Source organism: Pseudomonas sp. SORT22 (genome assembly GCF_018417635.1).
GTDB lineage: Bacteria > Pseudomonadota > Gammaproteobacteria > Pseudomonadales > Pseudomonadaceae > Aquipseudomonas.
Window position 1 is genome coordinate 1,808,938 of record NZ_CP071007.1, and the last position, 17,900, is coordinate 1,826,837.

Annotated in this window: 16 protein-coding genes and 5 tRNA genes; 16 read left to right on the forward strand and 5 right to left on the reverse strand. The window is 62.1% G+C overall.

The features are described 5' to 3' along the window. Positions 1–25: 25 nt before the first annotated feature. A complete protein-coding gene (locus JYG36_RS08550; protein WP_093380593.1) occupies positions 26–808 on the forward strand; it encodes a TatD family hydrolase in 783 nt (260 codons plus the stop codon). 235 nt (positions 809–1,043) lie between these two features. Here the strand turns inward: JYG36_RS08550 and JYG36_RS08555 are convergent, their stop codons facing one another. Further along, entirely contained in the window at positions 1,044–2,177 is a 1,134-nt protein-coding gene (locus JYG36_RS08555) for an aminotransferase class V-fold PLP-dependent enzyme (RefSeq protein ID WP_213603591.1), read from the reverse strand. A 72-nt stretch (positions 2,178–2,249) separates the two neighbouring features. Between JYG36_RS08555 and JYG36_RS08560 the strand changes: the two genes are divergently transcribed. The 4 genes from JYG36_RS08560 to JYG36_RS08575 all read left to right on the forward strand — a co-directional run bounded on the left by JYG36_RS08560 (position 2,250) and on the right by JYG36_RS08575 (position 5,227). Next, positions 2,250–2,888, forward strand: a complete 639-nt coding sequence (locus JYG36_RS08560) for a TetR/AcrR family transcriptional regulator (RefSeq protein WP_045195146.1) — start codon at positions 2,250–2,252, stop codon at positions 2,886–2,888. A 127-nt stretch (positions 2,889–3,015) separates the two neighbouring features. Next, positions 3,016–3,984, forward strand: a complete 969-nt coding sequence (locus JYG36_RS08565; RefSeq protein WP_213603593.1) for a GTP 3',8-cyclase MoaA — start codon at positions 3,016–3,018, stop codon at positions 3,982–3,984. A gap of 66 nt (positions 3,985–4,050) precedes the next feature. Further along, complete coding sequence (locus tag JYG36_RS08570; protein ID WP_045195142.1) at positions 4,051–4,656, forward strand: DUF4823 domain-containing protein; 606 nt, start codon at positions 4,051–4,053, stop codon at positions 4,654–4,656. A gap of 10 nt (positions 4,657–4,666) precedes the next feature. Further along, a complete protein-coding gene (locus tag JYG36_RS08575; RefSeq protein ID WP_093380600.1) occupies positions 4,667–5,227 on the forward strand; it encodes a DUF1285 domain-containing protein in 561 nt (186 codons plus the stop codon). Positions 5,228–5,332: 105 nt separating this feature from the next. Here JYG36_RS08575 and JYG36_RS08580 read toward each other — a convergent pair. Both JYG36_RS08580 and JYG36_RS08585 read right to left on the reverse strand, forming a co-directional pair. Continuing rightward, positions 5,333–5,408 (reverse strand) — tRNA-Asn (locus tag JYG36_RS08580). Between the two features lie 63 nt (positions 5,409–5,471). Then, a complete protein-coding gene (locus tag JYG36_RS08585; protein WP_213603595.1) occupies positions 5,472–6,668 on the reverse strand; it encodes an amino acid aminotransferase in 1,197 nt (398 codons plus the stop codon). Between the two features lie 308 nt (positions 6,669–6,976). Between JYG36_RS08585 and uvrB the strand changes: the two genes are divergently transcribed. Beyond that, positions 6,977–8,992: an excinuclease ABC subunit UvrB gene (uvrB, locus tag JYG36_RS08590; RefSeq protein WP_213603597.1), complete on the forward strand. Its 2,016-nt coding sequence runs from the start codon at positions 6,977–6,979 to the stop codon at positions 8,990–8,992. 85 nt (positions 8,993–9,077) lie between these two features. On the opposite strand, the gene JYG36_RS08595 is transcribed toward uvrB, so the two are convergent. Together JYG36_RS08595 and JYG36_RS08600 are read right to left on the reverse strand one after the other, a co-directional pair. Further along, positions 9,078–10,628 (reverse strand): MDR family MFS transporter, encoded by a 1,551-nt coding sequence (locus JYG36_RS08595; protein ID WP_045195135.1) that lies wholly within the window; start codon positions 10,626–10,628, stop codon positions 9,078–9,080. Beyond that, complete coding sequence (locus JYG36_RS08600) at positions 10,618–11,667, reverse strand: HlyD family secretion protein (RefSeq protein ID WP_045195134.1); 1,050 nt, start codon at positions 11,665–11,667, stop codon at positions 10,618–10,620. Before JYG36_RS08600 ends, JYG36_RS08595 begins: the two co-directional genes overlap by 11 nt. Before the next feature lie 144 nt (positions 11,668–11,811). On the opposite strand from JYG36_RS08600, the gene gltX reads away from it, so the two are divergent. The 10 genes from gltX (at position 11,812) to JYG36_RS08650 (ending at position 17,689) form a co-directional block, all read left to right on the forward strand. Next, positions 11,812–13,293, forward strand: coding sequence for a glutamate--tRNA ligase (gltX, locus tag JYG36_RS08605; RefSeq protein WP_045195132.1), 1,482 nt, complete (start codon positions 11,812–11,814; stop codon positions 13,291–13,293). Positions 13,294–13,573: 280 nt separating this feature from the next. Further along, a tRNA-Ala gene (locus JYG36_RS08610) sits at positions 13,574–13,649 on the forward strand. Positions 13,650–13,728: 79 nt separating this feature from the next. Then, positions 13,729–13,804: transfer RNA gene (locus JYG36_RS08615), tRNA-Glu, on the forward strand. 53 nt (positions 13,805–13,857) lie between these two features. After that, positions 13,858–13,933: transfer RNA gene (locus JYG36_RS08620), tRNA-Ala, on the forward strand. 44 nt (positions 13,934–13,977) lie between these two features. Continuing rightward, positions 13,978–14,053, forward strand: a tRNA-Glu gene (locus JYG36_RS08625). A 178-nt stretch (positions 14,054–14,231) separates the two neighbouring features. Then, positions 14,232–14,771 carry a TetR/AcrR family transcriptional regulator gene (locus JYG36_RS08630; RefSeq protein ID WP_045195130.1) on the forward strand — a complete coding sequence of 180 codons (540 nt, stop codon included), beginning with the start codon at positions 14,232–14,234 and terminating at the stop codon, positions 14,769–14,771. A 28-nt stretch (positions 14,772–14,799) separates the two neighbouring features. Continuing rightward, positions 14,800–15,633 carry an alpha/beta fold hydrolase gene (locus tag JYG36_RS08635; protein ID WP_123567284.1) on the forward strand — a complete coding sequence of 278 codons (834 nt, stop codon included), beginning with the start codon at positions 14,800–14,802 and terminating at the stop codon, positions 15,631–15,633. 44 nt (positions 15,634–15,677) lie between these two features. Next, positions 15,678–16,118 (forward strand): acyl-CoA thioesterase, encoded by a 441-nt coding sequence (locus JYG36_RS08640; RefSeq protein WP_045195126.1) that lies wholly within the window; start codon positions 15,678–15,680, stop codon positions 16,116–16,118. 49 nt (positions 16,119–16,167) lie between these two features. Beyond that, positions 16,168–17,127 (forward strand): tRNA dihydrouridine synthase, encoded by a 960-nt coding sequence (locus JYG36_RS08645; RefSeq protein WP_213603599.1) that lies wholly within the window; start codon positions 16,168–16,170, stop codon positions 17,125–17,127. Between the two features lie 115 nt (positions 17,128–17,242). Next, on the forward strand, positions 17,243–17,689 hold the full coding sequence (locus tag JYG36_RS08650; protein WP_045195122.1) for an Hsp20 family protein: 447 nt from the start codon (positions 17,243–17,245) through the stop codon (positions 17,687–17,689). Positions 17,690–17,900: the final 211 nt, after the last annotated feature.

Below are 17,900 nucleotides of genomic sequence, written 5' to 3' on the forward strand. Positions count from 1 at the left end.
TTCTTTTCAGCGTTGTCATGTACCCATGCTTGTAGATTCCCATTGCCACCTCGACCGTCTTGACCTCACCGCCCACCAGGGCTCCCTGGATGCGGCCCTGGACGCTGCCCGCGCGCGCGGCGTCGGCCACTTCCTGTGCATCGGCATCAGCGCCGACAACGCCCAGGCGGTCAAGGACCTGAGCGAGCGTTACAGTGATGTCGACTGCTCGGTGGGCATCCACCCGCTCGACCTCACCCCCGATGGCGCTCCGCCGCTGGACTGGCTGCTCAAGGAGCTGGAGCACCCGCATGTGGTGGCGATTGGCGAGACCGGCCTGGACTATCACTACGAGCCGGACGCGGCTCAGGTGCAGCAGGACTCGTTCCGCCTGCACCTGGAGGCAGCCAGGGTAACCGGCAAGCCGGTGATCATCCATACCCGCGCGGCGCGCGCCGACACCCTGGCCTTGCTGCGTGAAGCGGACCTCAAGCAGGCCGGCGTTCTGCATTGCTTCACTGAAGACTGGGACATGGCCAGGGCGGCGCTGGATCTGGGCTACTACATTTCGCTGTCGGGCATCGTCACCTTCCGTAATGCCGATGCGTTGCGCGATGTGGCCCGCCAGGTGCCTGCCGATCGGCTACTGGTCGAGACCGACTCGCCGTACCTGGCGCCGATCCCCTACCGCGGCAAGGCCAACTTGCCAGAGTACGTGCGTGAAGTGGCGGAGTTCGTGGCGATGGTGCGCGGTGAAAGTTATGAGCAACTGGCTGAACAGACCACGGCCAACTTCAAGCGCCTGTTTCCGTTGGCGCGGGTGGCCTGAGCCTGCGGGCGGTAAAAACCGCAGGCAAAAAAAACCCGGGTTCTGGGGGGTGAATCCGGGTTAAGACCATTAGGAGTAAAACAAAGGCACGCGGTCCCTGAGCACCTTTATCGGCGCGCCACATGGGGGGATGCGCTGCGCCAACACCTGAAGTATTGGCCAGGATTGACGCGCCGCCAGCCACAGCTGGTCGTTTTTTAAACAGATTTGGAATACGCCTGCCGCTGCTGAGCACTCATCGCTCTGCGATCTCGCGCACAATGGCCAGAGTTTCGTCGATTATCTGCCTGGGTGTGTAGAAGTGCGGGGAAAATCGCACCCCGGGGCCACGCGGAATGCAGATCACCTGTTCCTGCTTGAGGCGCTGACAAACCTGGGCGTTCTCGACGCCCTCAATGCTGAAGGACACGATCCCTGAGCGACGCGCAGGCTCCTGCGGGCTGTGTACGCGGACCCCAGGGATCGCTGCCAGGCCTTCGTTGAGCCAGTGCACCCGCTCCAGCAGCGCTGTGGCCACCTGATCCATGCCCACTTCTTCGAGCAGCGCCAGGCTTGCCTCCAGCGCCGCTGCACCGAGCATGTTCGGGCTGCCGCATTCAAAGCGCCGGGCGCTGTGGGCCGGCTGCCATTCGCTGCGGCTGTAGTCGCCCATGTGTTCGAGCATGTGCCAGCCGTACTCGCTGAGCTTGAGCAGCGGGCGTACCTCGGCGCGGCAATAGAACACCCCGAGGCCTTCCGGGCCGAGCATCCATTTGTGCCCATCGGCCATGGCAAAGTCGCACTGATAGGCCTGGACGTCGAAGGGCAGGGCGCCCAATTGCTGGATGGCGTCGATGCAGAACAACACCTCACGCTCACGACAGCCTTGGCCCAGACGCACCAGGTCAAGGCGCAGGCCGCTGGCAAACTGCACGGCGCTGATTGCCAGCAGGCGCACCTTGGGGCCGCAGGCCGCGAGCAAGGCCGCCTCCGGGTCGCTGCCCTTGAGGCTTACCTGGATGACGCTGACGCCTTTGTCGGCCAGGGCTTCCCAGACAATCCGGTTGGAGGGGAATTCCTCGTCGCTGATGACGATCTGGTCGCCGGCCTGCCAGTCGATACCGAAGGCGACGAAAGACAGCGCTTCGGAGGTGTTCTTGACCAATGCGATGTCATCCGTCGACGGTGCATTCGTCAGGCGCATCAGGCGTTCACGTAAACGCTGCTCCATGGCCATCCAGTCCGGATAGTCCCTTGCACCGAGCAAAACGTTCTCGCTGGCGAAGCGCGAAACCGCCTGGCTGGCGCGTTTGGGCCAGGGTGCGACCGCGGCATGGTTCAGATAACGAAGCCCCGGGGCCTGTTCAAACTCATCAAGAAACATAGACATGGTTGGATGATCCGTGCATTTTGGCGCAAGTTAGGCATAATAACGGGCTTCGATTTTGATCCAGTCCTTCTTATGCAGAAAGAACCTCGTAAGGTCCGTGAGTTTCGTCGCCGAGAGCAAGAAATTCTCGATACCGCGCTCAAGCTGTTTCTCGAACAGGGTGAAGACAGTGTCACCGTCGAGATGATCGCTGATGCCGTCGGTATCGGCAAAGGCACGATCTACAAGCATTTCAAATCCAAGGCGGAGATCTACCTGCGCCTGATGCTCGACTACGAGCGCGATTTGAACGAACTGCTGCACTCTGCCGACGTCGACCGCGACAAGGAAGCCCTGTCGCGCGCCTACTTCGAATTCCGCATGCGTGATCCGCAGCGCTACCGCCTGTTCGACCGTCTCGAAGAGAAGGTGGTCAAGGGCAACCAGGTGCCGGAGATGGTCGAGGAGCTGCACAAGATCCGCGCCTCCAACTTCGACCGCCTGACCCTGCTGATCAAGGGTCGCATCAGCGAAGGCAAGCTTGAGGACGTACCGCCGTACTTCCACTACTGCGCGGCCTGGGCCCTTGTGCATGGGGCCGTGGCGCTCTACCACTCGCCGTTCTGGAGCAACGTCCTGGAAGATCAGGAAGGCTTCTTCCAGTTCCTCATGGACATTGGCGTGCGCATGGGCAACAAGCGCAAGCGCGACCCGGATACCGCCGGTAGCTGAGACATTCAGCCAAACCATGGCGCTACTGGGATTGGGTGGCGAGGAATATACTCAGGTATGAGGCTTGCAAAAACCTGATTTTTGAGTCAGGTTTTGCAAGCCCGATTCACCCATGCCGGAGTCACCCATGATCGTCGACCGCCAAGGCAGGCGTTTTCGCAATTTGCGTGTCAGCCTCACGGCTGCCTGCAACTACGCCTGTACCTATTGTGTGCCCGACGGCAAGCGTCTGGTCGCGGCCCAGGACGAGCTCTCGGCCGAGGCCATGGCCCGCGGCGTGGCTTATCTGGTCGAGGCCGCCGGTATCGAGCGGGTGCGCGTCACCGGCGGCGAGCCGCTGGTCAGCCCCAAGCTGGAAACCTTCCTCAGCTCCATTGCCAATCTGGGCCTGGATGAAATCAGCCTGACCACCAACGGCCAGTTGCTGGCGCGCAAGCTGCCGTTGCTGCGCGCAGCGGGTATCCGTCGCCTCAACGTTTCCCTCGACACCCTTGATCCGGATGCCTTCCGGCGCATTGCCCGTGGCGGCGACCTGGCCACTGTGCTCGACGGCATGCGCCAGGCCAGCGCCGCCGGCATGCAGATCAAGGTCAACATGGTGCCGTTGCGCGGGCAGAACTTCGACCAGGTGCTGCCGCTGCTGGAGTACTGCCTGGCCCACGGCTACGAGCTGCGCTTCATCGAGCTGATGCGCATGGGGCACCTGGCGCGCGACAGCAATGCCTTCTTGCAGCAGTTCGTCAGCCTTGAGCACTTGCTGCAATTGATCGGCGAGCAGTACGAGTACCTGCAGGCCAACGCGCCGGTGGATGCCACCGCCTTGCGCTACCAGATCCCGGGCCAGGGTTATTTTGGCGTGATCGCCAACGAGAGCGTGCCGTTCTGCCGTACCTGTTCGCGTTTGCGCCTGTCCTCCACCGGCTGGCTGCACGGTTGCCTGTCGTCGAGCAACCGTCACTATATCGGCGACCTGCTCGACAAACCGCGCCACCAGGCCTTGCCGGCGCTACAGGGCTTGCTGGTCAAAGCCCTTGGCGACAAGCAGTCGGTGGCGTTTTCCGGTGGCGCGACGGTGATGAAAATCATCGGCGGCTAAGACTGGCGCAAAAGCTGCATCTGCCAGCTGTTCGCCGGTTTTCCGTCACCGGCCACTGGAGGATAGATGCGTAGCCTGGTTTTGCTGCTGGCGCTGACGGCGCTGGGCGGCTGCATGAATGTCAGCGATATGGGCGAGGGTGCCCGTTATCACATGAGCGATGCCGGTCTGCTCGATCACAGCGACACCCGTCGTTCGCTGTCGGTGCGCCTGCAGCCTGATTCATTCATTTACATTGGCCAGGGTGCTTTCGTGCCATCAGGCAAGGGCCCGTACCCGCGGCCCAACGTCGTGGCTGAAGAAGCCTTCAAGGGCTTTGTCGAGTACTTCCCGCTGGTTCGCCGTGCCCCTGCGCCGCTGGGCCTTGAGCAAGCGCTGATCGAAGCGCGTGAAGTCGGCGCCCATTACTTGCTGTACACCCGTTTTGCCCGCACCGACGATCGCATCGGCAATGGCGATGAGTGGTATGACGAGCAGGCGGTCGATCGTCTGGGCATCGATACTGGCGTGGTGCAGCTGATGCTGATTGAAACCAGCACCCGTTACCTGATCGACACCGCGCGGATCAAAAGCCGCGGCGGTTTGCTGACGTTCCACGACAACAAGCCGGAAGATTTGCTCCGCCCGCCACTCGAGGATTACGCTCGCAGTCTGTTGGGCATGAGTCGTTAAGGAGAGGGTGATGCAAGACACCGGCAAGGCCAATGATCTGCTGGCGCAGATTCCCAAGGCAGAAAAGGGCCTGCCGCCCGTGCACCTGTGGAGCCCGGATTTTTGCGGCGACATCGACATGCGCATCGCCCGTGACGGCACCTGGTACTACCTGGGTACGCCGATCGGGCGCAAGCCGATGGTGCGGCTGTTCTCGACCATCATCCGCCGCGACGGTGACGACTACTTCCTGGTGACGCCAGTGGAGAAGGTCGGCATCAAGGTCGATGACGCGCCCTTTGTTGCGGTCAGCCTGGAGGTGCAGGGCGAGGGTGAGCAGCAATTGTTGCGCTTTACCAGCAATGTCGACGACCAGGTCGAGGCCGGCCCCGAGCATCCGCTGCGCGTTGAAATCGACGCGCAGACCCAGGAGCCTTCGCCGTACGTGCACATGCGTAGCAACCTCGAAGCGTTGATCCATCGCAATGTCTTCTACCAGTTGGTCGAACTGGCGGTGCCCAGACAGATCGATGGCCAGCAGTGGCTGGGCGTCTGGAGTGGTGGCTGTTTCTACCCCATCGGCCGGACCTGATCGTCCGCCCGGTTTTCCCTGAGGGGTGACCGGGCTGCGCGATTTAATCTGCCAGAAACGAAAAAACCTCCAGTGCTCAGGGCAACTGGAGGTTTTTCAGGTGTTTGGCTCCGCGACCAGGACTCGAACCTGGGACCCAATGATTAACAGTCATTTGCTCTACCGACTGAGCTATCGCGGAATCTGTGGCGTATCTTACTGATTGCTAAGGGGAAGTCAAGCCTCCCCTATGCAATTGAGTAAATTACAGGACCTCGACGATCGCCTTGGTCACCACATGGATGTTGCTTTGGTTCAGCGAGGCGACGCAGATGCGACCGGTATCCAGAGCATAGATACCGAACTCGTTCTTCAGGCGCGCGACCTGCTCAACGGTCAGGCCCGAGTAGGAGAACATGCCGCACTGGCGACCGACGAAGCTGAAGTCCTGCTTGGCGCCGTACTCGGCCAGCAGCTCGACCATCTGCTTGCGCATGCCGTGGATGCGCTGGCGCATCTCGGCCAGCTCGTCTTCCCACATCTTGCGCAGCTCTGGGCTGTTGAGCACGGTGGCGACGATGGTCGCGCCGTGGGTCGGCGGGTTGGAGTAGTTGGTGCGGATCACGCGCTTGACTTGCGACAGCACGCGGGTGGCCTCTTCCTTGGACTCGGTGACGATCGACAGGGCGCCAACGCGCTCGCCGTACAGCGAGAAGGATTTGGAGAACGAGCTGGAGACGAAGAAGTCCAGGCCCGACTCGGCGAACAGGCGTACCGCGGCGGCGTCTTCAGTGATGCCGGCGCCAAAGCCCTGGTAGGCCATGTCGAGGAACGGCACGTGGCCTTTGGCCTTGACCACTTCGAGGACGTTTTTCCAGTCTTCTGGCGTCAGGTCGACACCGGTCGGGTTGTGGCAGCAGGCGTGCAGCACAATGATCGAGCCAGGCGGCAGGGCGTTGAGGTCTTCGAGCATGCCGCTGCGGTTGACGTCGTGGGTGGCGGCGTCGTAGTAGCGGTAGTTCTGGACCGGGAAGCCAGCGGTTTCGAACAGTGCGCGGTGGTTTTCCCAGCTCGGGTCGCTGATGGCGACGACGGCGTTCGGCGACAGCTGCTTGAGGAAGTCGGCACCGATCTTCAGGGCGCCGGTACCGCCGACGGCCTGGGTGGTGATTACGCGACCGGCGCTCAGCAGTGGCGACTCGGCACCGAACAGCAGCTTCTGTACGGCCTGGTCGTAAGCGACGATACCGTCGATCGGCAGGTAACCGCGGGAAGCGTGCTGGGCAGCGCGCTGGGTTTCGGCTTCGATCACTGCACGCAGCAGTGGGATACGCCCTTCTTCGTTGCAGTAAACACCTACACCCAGGTTGACCTTGTTGCTACGGGTATCGGCGTTGAAAGCTTCGTTGAGGCCCAGAATGGGATCGCGTGGTGCCAGCTCGACAGCGGAAAACAGGCTCATTATTACCTTGGCTCTGAATGGAGAGTGGAAGAGGTCGCACGCTCCAGTCGCTTGCACTAGAGCGGTGCACAAACGGGGAGTCAGTATAGTGATACCGCTCGGTCACGGCGACAGTCTGTCGCAGCTTTTCCTGCTGTTTGACCGAATATTTTTCGACCGTTAGTCGATTTCACCGGTCCATACTCAGAAATGCCCGGGTTACTCAGTTGAAACTGGCGCAAGGGGCCCTTAATTCGGTATAACTACTGTCTATAAATACAGTTGCCCGCGCCAGCGATGAAACCATCGCGATCACACAGAGGTTTGTCATGTCCGAGTTCCAGCTCGTCACCCGTTTCCAGCCGGCCGGCGACCAGCCCGAGGCCATTCGCCTGATGGTCGAAGGAATCGAGGCGGGCCTTGCGCACCAGACCCTGCTCGGGGTGACAGGCTCAGGCAAGACCTTCAGCATTGCCAACGTGATCGCCCAGGTGCAGCGCCCGACATTGGTACTGGCGCCGAACAAGACCCTGGCGGCGCAGCTGTATGGCGAGTTCAAGTCATTCTTCCCGAACAACGCCGTCGAGTACTTCGTTTCCTACTACGACTACTACCAGCCCGAAGCCTACGTGCCGTCCTCGGACACCTTTATCGAGAAGGACGCCTCGATCAACGATCATATCGAGCAGATGCGCCTGTCGGCGACCAAGGCGCTGCTGGAGCGCCGTGATGCGATCATCGTCACCACGGTGTCCTGCATCTATGGCCTGGGCAGCCCGGAAACCTACCTGAAGATGGTCCTGCACGTGGACCGCGGCGACAAGCTCGACCAGCGTGCGCTGCTGCGCCGCCTGGCCGACCTGCAGTACACCCGCAACGAAATGGACTTTGCCCGCGCTACCTTCCGCGTGCGCGGTGATGTGATCGATATCTTCCCGGCCGAATCGGACCTGGAAGCCATCCGCGTCGAGCTGTTCGACGACGAGGTCGAGAACATCGCCGCCTTCGATCCGCTGACCGGCGAGGTGATCCGCAAGCTGCCGCGTTTCACCTTCTACCCCAAGAGCCACTACGTGACCCCGCGCGAGACCCTGCTCGAGGCCGTGGACGGCATCAAGGAGGAACTGGCCCAGCGCCTTGAATACCTGCACAAGGCCAACAAGCTGGTCGAGGCCCAGCGCCTGGAGCAGCGCACCCGCTTTGACCTGGAGATGATCCTCGAGCTGGGTTACTGCAACGGCATCGAAAACTACTCGCGCTACCTCTCCGGGCGCCCGGCCGGGGCAGCGCCACCGACTCTTTACGACTATCTGCCGGACGATGCCCTACTGGTAATTGACGAATCCCACGTCAGCGTTCCGCAAGTCGGCGCCATGTACAAGGGCGACCGCTCGCGCAAGGAAACCCTGGTCGAGTACGGCTTTCGCCTGCCCTCGGCGCTGGACAACCGGCCGATGCGCTTTGACGAGTGGGAAAACGTCAGCCCGCAGACCATCTTCGTTTCTGCGACCCCCGGCAACTACGAGGCCGAACATGCTGGCCGGGTGGTCGAGCAGGTAGTACGCCCAACCGGCCTGGTCGATCCGCAGGTCGAAGTGCGCCCGGCCACCACCCAGGTCGACGACCTGCTCTCGGAGATCCGCAAGCGCGTGGCGGTCGAAGAGCGCGTGCTGGTCACCACCCTGACCAAACGCATGGCCGAGGACCTCACCGACTACCTGGCCGACCACGATGTGCGCGTGCGCTACCTGCACTCGGACATCGATACAGTGGAGCGGGTCGAGATCATCCGCGACCTGCGCCTGGGTACCTTCGATGTGCTGGTGGGCATCAACCTGCTGCGTGAAGGCCTGGATATGCCGGAGGTATCGCTGGTGGCGATTCTCGATGCCGACAAGGAAGGTTTCCTGCGTTCCGAGCGCTCGCTGATCCAGACCATCGGCCGCGCGGCGCGTAACCTCAATGGCCGGGCGATCCTCTATGCCGACAACATGACCGGCTCCATGCAGCGGGCGATTGGCGAGACCGAGCGGCGCCGCGACAAGCAGATCGCCTTCAACGCCGCCAACGGCATCGTGCCCAAGGGCGTGGTCAAGGACATCACCGACATCATGGAAGGCGCCAACGTGCCCGGCTCGCGCAGCAAGAAGCGCAAGGGCATGGCCAAGGCGGCAGAGGAGAGCGCCCGTTACGAAGCCGAACTGCGCTCACCGGGCGAGATCGCCAAGCGCATCAAGCAGCTGGAAGAGAAAATGTACCAGCTGGCGCGGGACCTGGAGTTCGAAGCGGCGGCGCAGTTGCGCGACGAGATTACCGCGCTGCGCGAGCGGATGATCACCACCTGAGGGCCTTATCGCTGGCCCTATGATTGCCATACCTGTGGGAGCGGCGGTGCGACGCCTCGACTTGACCCGCGATAAGGCGCCGCGATTAGTGCGCTTCCCCAGCCTTCAACCCCTGCGGCAATTTGCGCGTCATCACCACCGCCAGCATGCTGATCGCCAAGCCGATGCCGACAAAGTGGAAGGCATCGTTATAGGCCATGATCATCGCCTGCTGGTGGGTGATTTCACTCAGCTTGCCCAGCGCCGCCGCATCGCTACCCAGTCGCTCTGCCAGTTGCGCCAGACGCTCCGCGACTTGCGGGTTGCTCGGCACGATCGACTCGCGCAGGTAATCGAAATACACCTTGGTACGTGCATCCAGCAAGGTCGCCAGCAAGGCGATGCCGATGGCGCCACCCAGGTTGCGCAAGATGTTGAACAGGCTCGAGGCCGAGCCGGCGTCCTGCGGCTGGATGTACGCGGTGGCAATCAGCGAGATGGTCACCATGATCATTGGTTGGCCGAGGGCGCGGATGATCTGGATATGGTTGAACTGCTCGCCGGCAAAGTCCGGGTTGAGCACCCCGGAGCCGAAACTGGCCAGGCCGAACAGGCCGAAACCCAGGGTGCAGAGGATCTTCGGTGAAATCACCTTCATCAGCTGCGGCACCAGCGGAATCAGGAACAGCTGCGGAATGCCCATCCACATGATCACTTCACCGATCTGCAGGGCGTTGTAGTTCTGGATCTGCGCCAGGTACAGCGGCAGCAGGTAGATCGAACCGTACAAACCCACGCCCATGCCCAGGCTGGCAATGCTCGACAGGCCGAAGTTGCGGTTGCCAAGGATGCGCAGGTTGATCAGCGGGTTGGGTTTGGAAAACTGCAGGATCACGAAGGTGATCAGGCTGAGCAGGGCGATGCTGCCCAGGGTGACGATCAGGCTCGATTCCAGCCAGTCCTTGCGGTGGCCTTCCTCGAGAAATACCTGCAGGCAGCCAAGGCCGACGCCGAGCGTGACGATACCGGCATAGTCAGTGCTTTTCAGCAGTTCCCAATGGGCTTCTTTCTTCTCCAGGCCGTACAGCAAGCCGCCGATCATGATCAGCCCCGGCGGGATGTTGATGTAGAAGATGTACTCCCAGCCCCAGTTCTCGGTCAGCCAGCCACCCAGGGTCGGGCCGATCGAGGGGGCGAAGGTGGCGGTCATGGCGAACATGGCCATGCCCTTGGCCCGGTGGTGCTCGGGCAGCTTGATCAGGGTCAGGGTGAAGGCCAGGGGGATCAGCGCGCCGCCGGTAAAGCCCTGCATGGCGCGGAAGACGATCATGCTCTCCAGGTTCCAGGCCATGGAGCAGAGCAGCGATGAGGCCAGAAAGCCCAGCGACACCCACACCGCCAGGCGCCGCGCCGACAGCAGCTGCACCAGCCAGGCGGTGAGCGGGATCATGATGATCTCGGCCACCAGGTAGGAGGTGGAAATCCACGAGCCTTCCTCCAGGGTTGCCGACAGCGCGCCCTGAATGTCCTTGAGCGAGGAGTTGGTGATCTGGATGTCCAGCACCGCCATGAAGGCGCCGAGCATCACGCTCATTACCGCGATCCAGTCGCGCCGGCTGGGTTCGCCGGCGGGACGGATCAACTGGTCACCGGCCATGGTCGGCGTTGTCGCGGATATCAACGGTGGCGGTTACCGACATGCCCGGGCGGATCTTGCCGTGCAGCGGGTTGTTGGCGGCGAAGGTCAGTTTTACCGGAATGCGCTGCACCACCTTGGTGAAGTTGCCGGTGGCGTTGTCGGGCGGCAGCAGGCTGAACTGCGCGCCGGAGGCGGCGAACAGGCTGTCGACCCGCGCTTCGATCGGGGTGTCCGGGTAGCTGTCGAACAGCAGTTCAGCCTTTTGCCCGGGCTGCATGTGGCCGATCTGGGTTTCTTTGAAGTTGGCCTGAATCCAGATGTCTTCATCGGGGACGATCGACAGCAGGTAGGCGCCGGCCTGGACCACCTGGCCATTGCGCGCGGCGCGCTGGCCGATGATGCCGCTGATCGGGGCGTGGATTTCGCTGCGGGTCAGGTTCAGCTCGGCCTGGGCCAGGTCGGCGCGGGCGTTGACGATCTGCGCATCGAGGCGCTTGATCTCGGCGGCCAGGGCGTTGACCTGCTGGCGCTGGCCTTGCAGGTCGGCCTGGGCCTTGCTCACCTGGGAGCGGGCGACGTGGTTTTCGGCTGACAGTGTGGTGACCCGTTCTTCCGAGACAAAGCCCGGTTTGCGCAGGGCCTCGGCGCGGTTCAGGTCCAGTTGCGCACGGCCGAGGGTGGCCTGGTTAGCGGCAACCTGCGCTTTTCCTGCGGCAATCAGGCTGGCTTGCTGGGTGAGCCGGCTTTCGGCCTGCAGGCGTTCGGCTTCGCGGGTATCAAGGGCGGCGCGGGCGCGTTCAACGGCCAGGCGAAAATCTTCGGGCTCAAGGCGCACCAGCAGGTCGCCCTTGGCCACGTGCTGGTTGTCCTGTACCAGCACTTGATCGATGCGCGCGCTCAGCTGGCTGGAAACCCGGGTTATTTCGCCCTGCACGTAGGCGTTGTCGGTGCTTTCATAGAAGCGTCCCTTGAAGTACCAGTGGGCCAGGAAGGCGAGGGCAATCAGCAGTACAAGGGCAAGAAAAATCAGCAGGCGACGCTTGAGTTGGGCAGGCATGGGTACGATCGTTGTAAAAATGTAAGCAAATTTAACAGCGTTTGCAGCCGTGCTTACAAGTGCCGATCGCGCCCATTGCTGGAGCCCGGTGCCCGCTCCCTGTTAACATCCAGCCTTTGTTTCATCTCTAGTTCGAGACTGTCCATGACCACCGTTCGCACGCGTATCGCGCCTTCGCCTACTGGCGATCCCCACGTCGGCACCGCTTACATCGCCTTGTTCAACTACTGCTTTGCCAAGCAGCACGGCGGCGAGTTCATCCTGCGTATCGAAGATACCGACCAGCTGCGCTCGACCCGCGAGTCGGAACAGCAAATCTTCGACGCCCTGCGCTGGCTCGGCATCGAGTGGAGCGAAGGTCCGGACGTCGGCGGCCCGCATGGCCCTTACCGGCAGAGCGAGCGGGGCGATATCTACAAGCAGTACGCCCAGCAACTGGTCGACCTTGGCCACGCCTTCCCGTGCTTCTGCACCGCCGAAGAGCTCGACCAGATGCGTGCCGAGCAGATGGCCCGCGGCGAAACCCCGCGCTACGACGGTCGCGCCTTGCTGCTGTCGGCTGAAGAAGTGCAGCGCCGCCTGGCCGCTGGCGAGCCGCACGTGATCCGCATGAAGGTGCCGAGCGAAGGCGTCTGCGTGGTCCCGGACATGCTCCGTGGCGACGTCGAAATCCCGTGGGACCGCATGGACATGCAGGTGCTGATGAAGACCGACGGCCTGCCGACCTACTTCCTGGCCAACGTCGTCGATGACCACCTGATGGGCATCACTCACGTGCTGCGCGGTGAAGAATGGCTGCCGTCGGCGCCCAAGCTGATCAAGCTGTACGAGTACTTCGGCTGGGAACAACCGACCCTGTGCTACATGCCGCTGCTGCGTAACCCGGACAAGAGCAAGCTGTCCAAGCGCAAGAACCCGACCTCGGTGACCTTCTACGAGCGCATGGGCTTCATGCCCGAAGCCATGCTCAACTACCTGGGCCGCATGGGCTGGTCGATGCCGGACGAGCGCGAGAAATTCTCCCTGGCCGAGATGGTCGAGCACTTCGACCTGTCGCGGGTGTCCCTCGGCGGGCCGATCTTCGACATCGAGAAGCTGTCGTGGCTCAACGGCCAGTGGCTGCGCGAGCTGCCGGTAGAGGAATTCGCTGCGCGCCTGCAGAAATGGGCGTTCAACAGCGACTACATGATGCAGATCGCGCCGCACGTGCAGGGCAGGGTAGAGACCTTCAGCCAGGTCGTGCCGCTGGGCGGCTTCTTCTTTGAAGGTGCGCTCAAGCTCGACGCCAAGCTGTTCGAAAGCAAAAAGCTCTCGGCCGACCAGGTACGCCAGGTGATCCAGCTGATCCTGTGGAAGCTCGAAAGCCTGCGCCAGTGGGAAAAAGAGCGGATCACCGCTTGCATCCAGGCGGTGGTCGAAGCCCTGGAGCTGAAGCTGCGTGATGCCATGCCGCTGATGTTTGCCGCCATCACCGGCCAGGCCAGCTCGGTTTCGGTGCTCGATGCCATGGAAATCCTCGGCCCGGACCTGACCCGCTACCGCCTGCGCCAGGCTCTGGACCTGCTCGGTGGTGTGTCGAAGAAAGAAAACAAAGAGTGGGAAAAGCTCCTGGGCACCATCGCCTGATTGCCTGACCTTGGTAAAACTTCGCGGGGCAAGCCCGCTCCTACCTGTTCAGTAGGCGCGGGCTTGCCCCGCGAAGAAGCCCGCAAACCCCTGTAAAACCGGGGTGTTTCATCCGCTCGGGCGGTAAGTGTTTGTTATCTCGGAAATTTTTTTTGAATTTTGTTGAAAATATATTTGACAGGTTCGCCATCCGATCTTAATATGCGCCCCGTCCACAGCGATGAACGAAAACGAAACGCGAAGCACCCAGCCAAGCGATTCAAGTTCAAAGCGACATTGTGGGGCTATAGCTCAGCTGGGAGAGCGCCTGCATGGCATGCAGGAGGTCAGCGGTTCGATCCCGCTTAGCTCCACCAAATTCCGATTCGCAGTCAGCTAGACTGACTGCGGAATCAACCGGGTTCCAGCGACCGGGTTGGTAAGGTAAGAAGGTTCGTCCCCTTCGTCTAGTGGCCTAGGACACCGCCCTTTCACGGCGGTAACAGGGGTTCGAGTCCCCTAGGGGACGCCAGTTTTACACAAGCGACATCGAAAGAAGTCGCTGGGCCGCGAGGCTAGAAATCTGGGGCTATAGCTCAGCTGGGAGAGCGCCTGCATGGCATGCAGGAGGTCAGCGGTTCGATCCCGCTTAGCTCCACCAATTTTGCCAGGATTCGTGAAAACGGATCTGCACGAAGGTTACAAGTCCCCTTCGTCTAGTGGCCTAGGACACCGCCCTTTCACGGCGGTAACAGGGGTTCGAGTCCCCTAGGGGACGCCATTTTACCCACTTTGTGGGATTTCAAGGCTCATTCGATTATTGAATGAGCCTTTTGTTTTTGTCTTGAAAAAACTTCTCCTCACGCCTTTCTTGCCTGACGCGACCAGCGGCAGCAATTTCTGCTTGCTAAAAAATATGATGAGAATAATATTCTAACCATAATATTTTGGAGGCGAGCATGAACGACAAAAAGGCCAAGACCCGCGAACGGATTCTCGATGCTGCCTGCAGTGCGCTGATCCAGCATGGCCCCGCCGAGCCCAGCGTCAATCAGGTGATGGGCGCCGCCGGCCTGACCGTCGGTGGCTTCTACGCCCATTTCGACAGCAAGGACGCGTTGATGCTCGAAGCCTTTCGCCAGTTGCTGGGCGAGCGTCGGGCGCTGCTCGCCGAAGTAGACCCGAACATGAGCGGCGAGGAGCGCCGGGCTCTGGTTGCCGCCTTCTACCTCTCGCGCAAGCACCGCGACGCCACCGAGCGTGCCTGCCCGCTGCCCACCTCGCTGGGCGAAATGGCGCGCCTTCCGGAAGCCTTCCGCGAAGTGCTGGCCGAACACATTGAACTGATGATGGCCAACCTCGCCGACAGCCCGGAAGAGGCCGACAAGGTGCTCGCCGACATGGCCCTGATGATCGGTGGCCTGGCCCTGGCCCGGGCCCTGGGCACTGACGAGCTGTCTGACCGCATCCTGCGCGCCGCCAAGTCGGCGGTTGTCTGAACTACGCGATATCCACCGGAGTGAAGCGATGAATACCTTGAGCTGGATTCGTAGTGTTAACGGCACCCTCGGGCATCTGGCGCCGGAACATATCGCACGCAAGATGCGCCGTGCCTTCATGACCCCGCGCAACCGGCCGCCGCGAGACTGGGAGCTGCCGCTGCTGGCCCGCGCCGAGCGCATCACCTTGCGTTTCGGCCTCTCGGCACTGCGCTGGGGCCAGGGCCCGACCGTGCTGCTGATGCACGGCTGGGAAGGGCGCCCGACCCAGTTCGCCCACCTGATCGACAGCCTGGTCGACGCCGGTTACACCGCCGTGGCCCTGGAAGGCCCGGCCCATGGCCGCTCGCCGGGCAACGAAGCTAACGTGGTGCTGTTCGCCCGTGCCTTGCTGGAAGCCGCCGCCGAACTGCCGCCGCTCAAGGCCGTGGTTGGCCATTCCATGGGCGGCGCCAGCATGCTCCTGGCGTTGCAGTGGGGGCTGCGCGCCGAAGTGGCGGTGAGCATCGCCGCGCCGGCGCAGTTGCTTGGCGTGATCCGCGGTTTCGCTCGTCACCTGGGCATGCCGGCGCGGGCGCGGGCGGCGTTCATTCGCCAGATTGAGCGCGATGTCGGCGTGCAGATTTCTCGCCTGGATGTCAGCGGCTACCAACTGGAGCTGCCCGGCTTGATCGTGCATGCCGAGGACGACCAGTTGGTACCGGTAGACGAGTCCGACGCCATCCACCGCGCCTGGTTCGACAGCCGCCTGCTGCGCCTGCCCGACGGTGGTCACCTGCGGGTGCTGGCTGACCCACAAGTGCGCGAAGGGGTGCTGGCGCTGCTGCAGCGCAGCAGTTCACCGGCCCGGCAATCGGCCTGAGCATCCGGTACACTCTGCCCGTTAACCACGGATCTGGAGCGGGCATGAGTTGGGACCTGGCAACACCGTTCATCATCGACCTGCGGGTCGCTGCCGACGACATCGACGGCCTCGGCCACGCCAACAACGCGGTCTACGTCACCTGGCTCGAGCGCTGCGCCTGGCGCCACTCCCAGCGCCTGGGGCTGGACCTGGCCGAATACCGGCGCCTGGACCGGGCCATGGCGGTGGTCCGCCACGAAATCGACTACCTGGCCGCTGCCTACGAGGACGACGAGCTGCAACTGGCAACCTGGATCGTCGACTGGGACCAGCGGCTGAAAATGACCCGGCGCTTCCAGCTGGTCCGCCCCAGCGACGGCACCACCTTGCTGCGTGCGCAAACCACCTTCGTCTGCATCGAGTTATCCACAGGGCGACCCAAGCGCATGCCGGCCGAGTTTATCGACGGCTATGGCCCGGCGCTGATGGCCGGAGCGCTGTAAGCCGCGGATTTTGCTAGACTGCCGGCCTTTTCCAGCCGAGATGCAACCCATGCAAATTGCCCTGGCCCCGATGGAGGGGCTGGTCGACGACATTCTTCGCGACGTACTGACCCAGGTGGGCGGCATCGACTGGTGTGTCACCGAGTTCATTCGGGTCTGCGACCGCCTGCTGCCGGCGGCGACCTTCGAAAAGCTCGCGCCGGAGCTGAGCCAGGGCGCCTGCACTGCAGCCGGGGTGCCGTTGCGGGTGCAATTGCTCGGTTCCGACCCGGTGTGCCTGGCCGAGAACGCAGTGCTGGCCTGTGAGCTGGGCGCGCCGGTGATCGACCTCAATTTTGGCTGCCCGGCCAAGACCGTCAACAAGTCGCGGGGCGGGGCGGTGCTGCTCAAGGAGCCGGAACTGCTGCACGCGATCTTGCGTGAAGTGCGTCGCGCGGTGCCTGCGCATATCCCGGTCACGGCCAAGATGCGCCTGGGTTTCGACAGCCCCGACGGCGCCCTGGACTGTGCCCGGGCCCTGGCCGAAGGCGGCGCCGAGCAGTTGGTGGTGCACGCGCGGACCAAAGTTGACGGCTACAAGCCGCCGGCCCATTGGGAGTGGGTGGCGCGGGTGCAAGAGGTGGTCAAGGTGCCGGTGTATGCCAACGGCGAGGTCTGGACCCTGGAAGACTGGCGGCGCTGCCGCGAAGTCAGTGGCGTTGAAGACATCATGCTGGGGCGTGGCCTGGTTTCGCGCCCGGACCTGGCCCGGCAGATTGCCGCCGAACGCGATGGCGTCGAGTTCGTGCCCATGGACTGGCAGAGCTTGCTGCCGCTGATCCAGGACTTCTGGGGCCAGGCCCGCGCGCAGATGACCCCGCGCCAGGCGCCGGGGCGTCTCAAGCAATGGGTGGCGATGCTGACCCGCACCTACCCCGAAGCGGTGGCGCTGTTCACCGAATTGCGTCGGGAAACCGACTGCGATCGGGTCGGGCAGTTGATTGGTGTACCGGTCAGCGAGGCGGCCTGAAAAAATTTTTGCAGGGTTGCTTGAAAAGCAGGCGAGGGTCCTTATCTAGGGAGTACGCGATGCCGAAGTCGGGTCGCGTTACTACACAACCTCGCTGATTTTCAGGAGATGCATCATGACTACTGCTTTTTCTCTGGCTCCACTGTTCCGCCATTCCGTGGGTTTCGACCGTTTCAATGACCTGTTCGAATCTGCGGCGCGTAATGAGGCGGGTAGCAGCTACCCTCCCTACAACGTTGAAAAACATGGCGATGACCATTATCGAATCGTCGTTGCTGCGGCCGGTTTCCAGGAGCAGGATCTGGACCTGCAGGTGGAGAAAGGCGTTTTGACCGTGACTGGCGGCAAGCGTGACAGCAACGCTGATAGCGTTACCTATCTGCATCAGGGCATCGCCCAACGGGCGTTCAAGTTGTCGTTCCGGTTGGCTGACCATATCGAGGTCAAGGCGGCTGGTCTGGCGAACGGGCTGCTGAGCATTGATTTGCTGAGGATTGTGCCGGAAGAGGCCAAGGCCAAGCGGATTCCTATCAATGGTGAGAGCAAGCCTGCTCTGAATTGATTGTTTGATTTGAATGAGGGCACCTTCGGGTGCCCTTTTTGTCTTTGGTGATTATCCATTGGCGAGGGTGCTGCCGAGGCACCTTTCCGCCCTTACGGCGGCTTACTTTTTTCAGTCGAAAAAAAAGTAAGCAAAAATTCTCGCCCCACCAGTGGGCCCTACGCTGCGCTTCGGGTTCCCTCGCTCCGGTGTCGCTACGGGGCATTGCGAA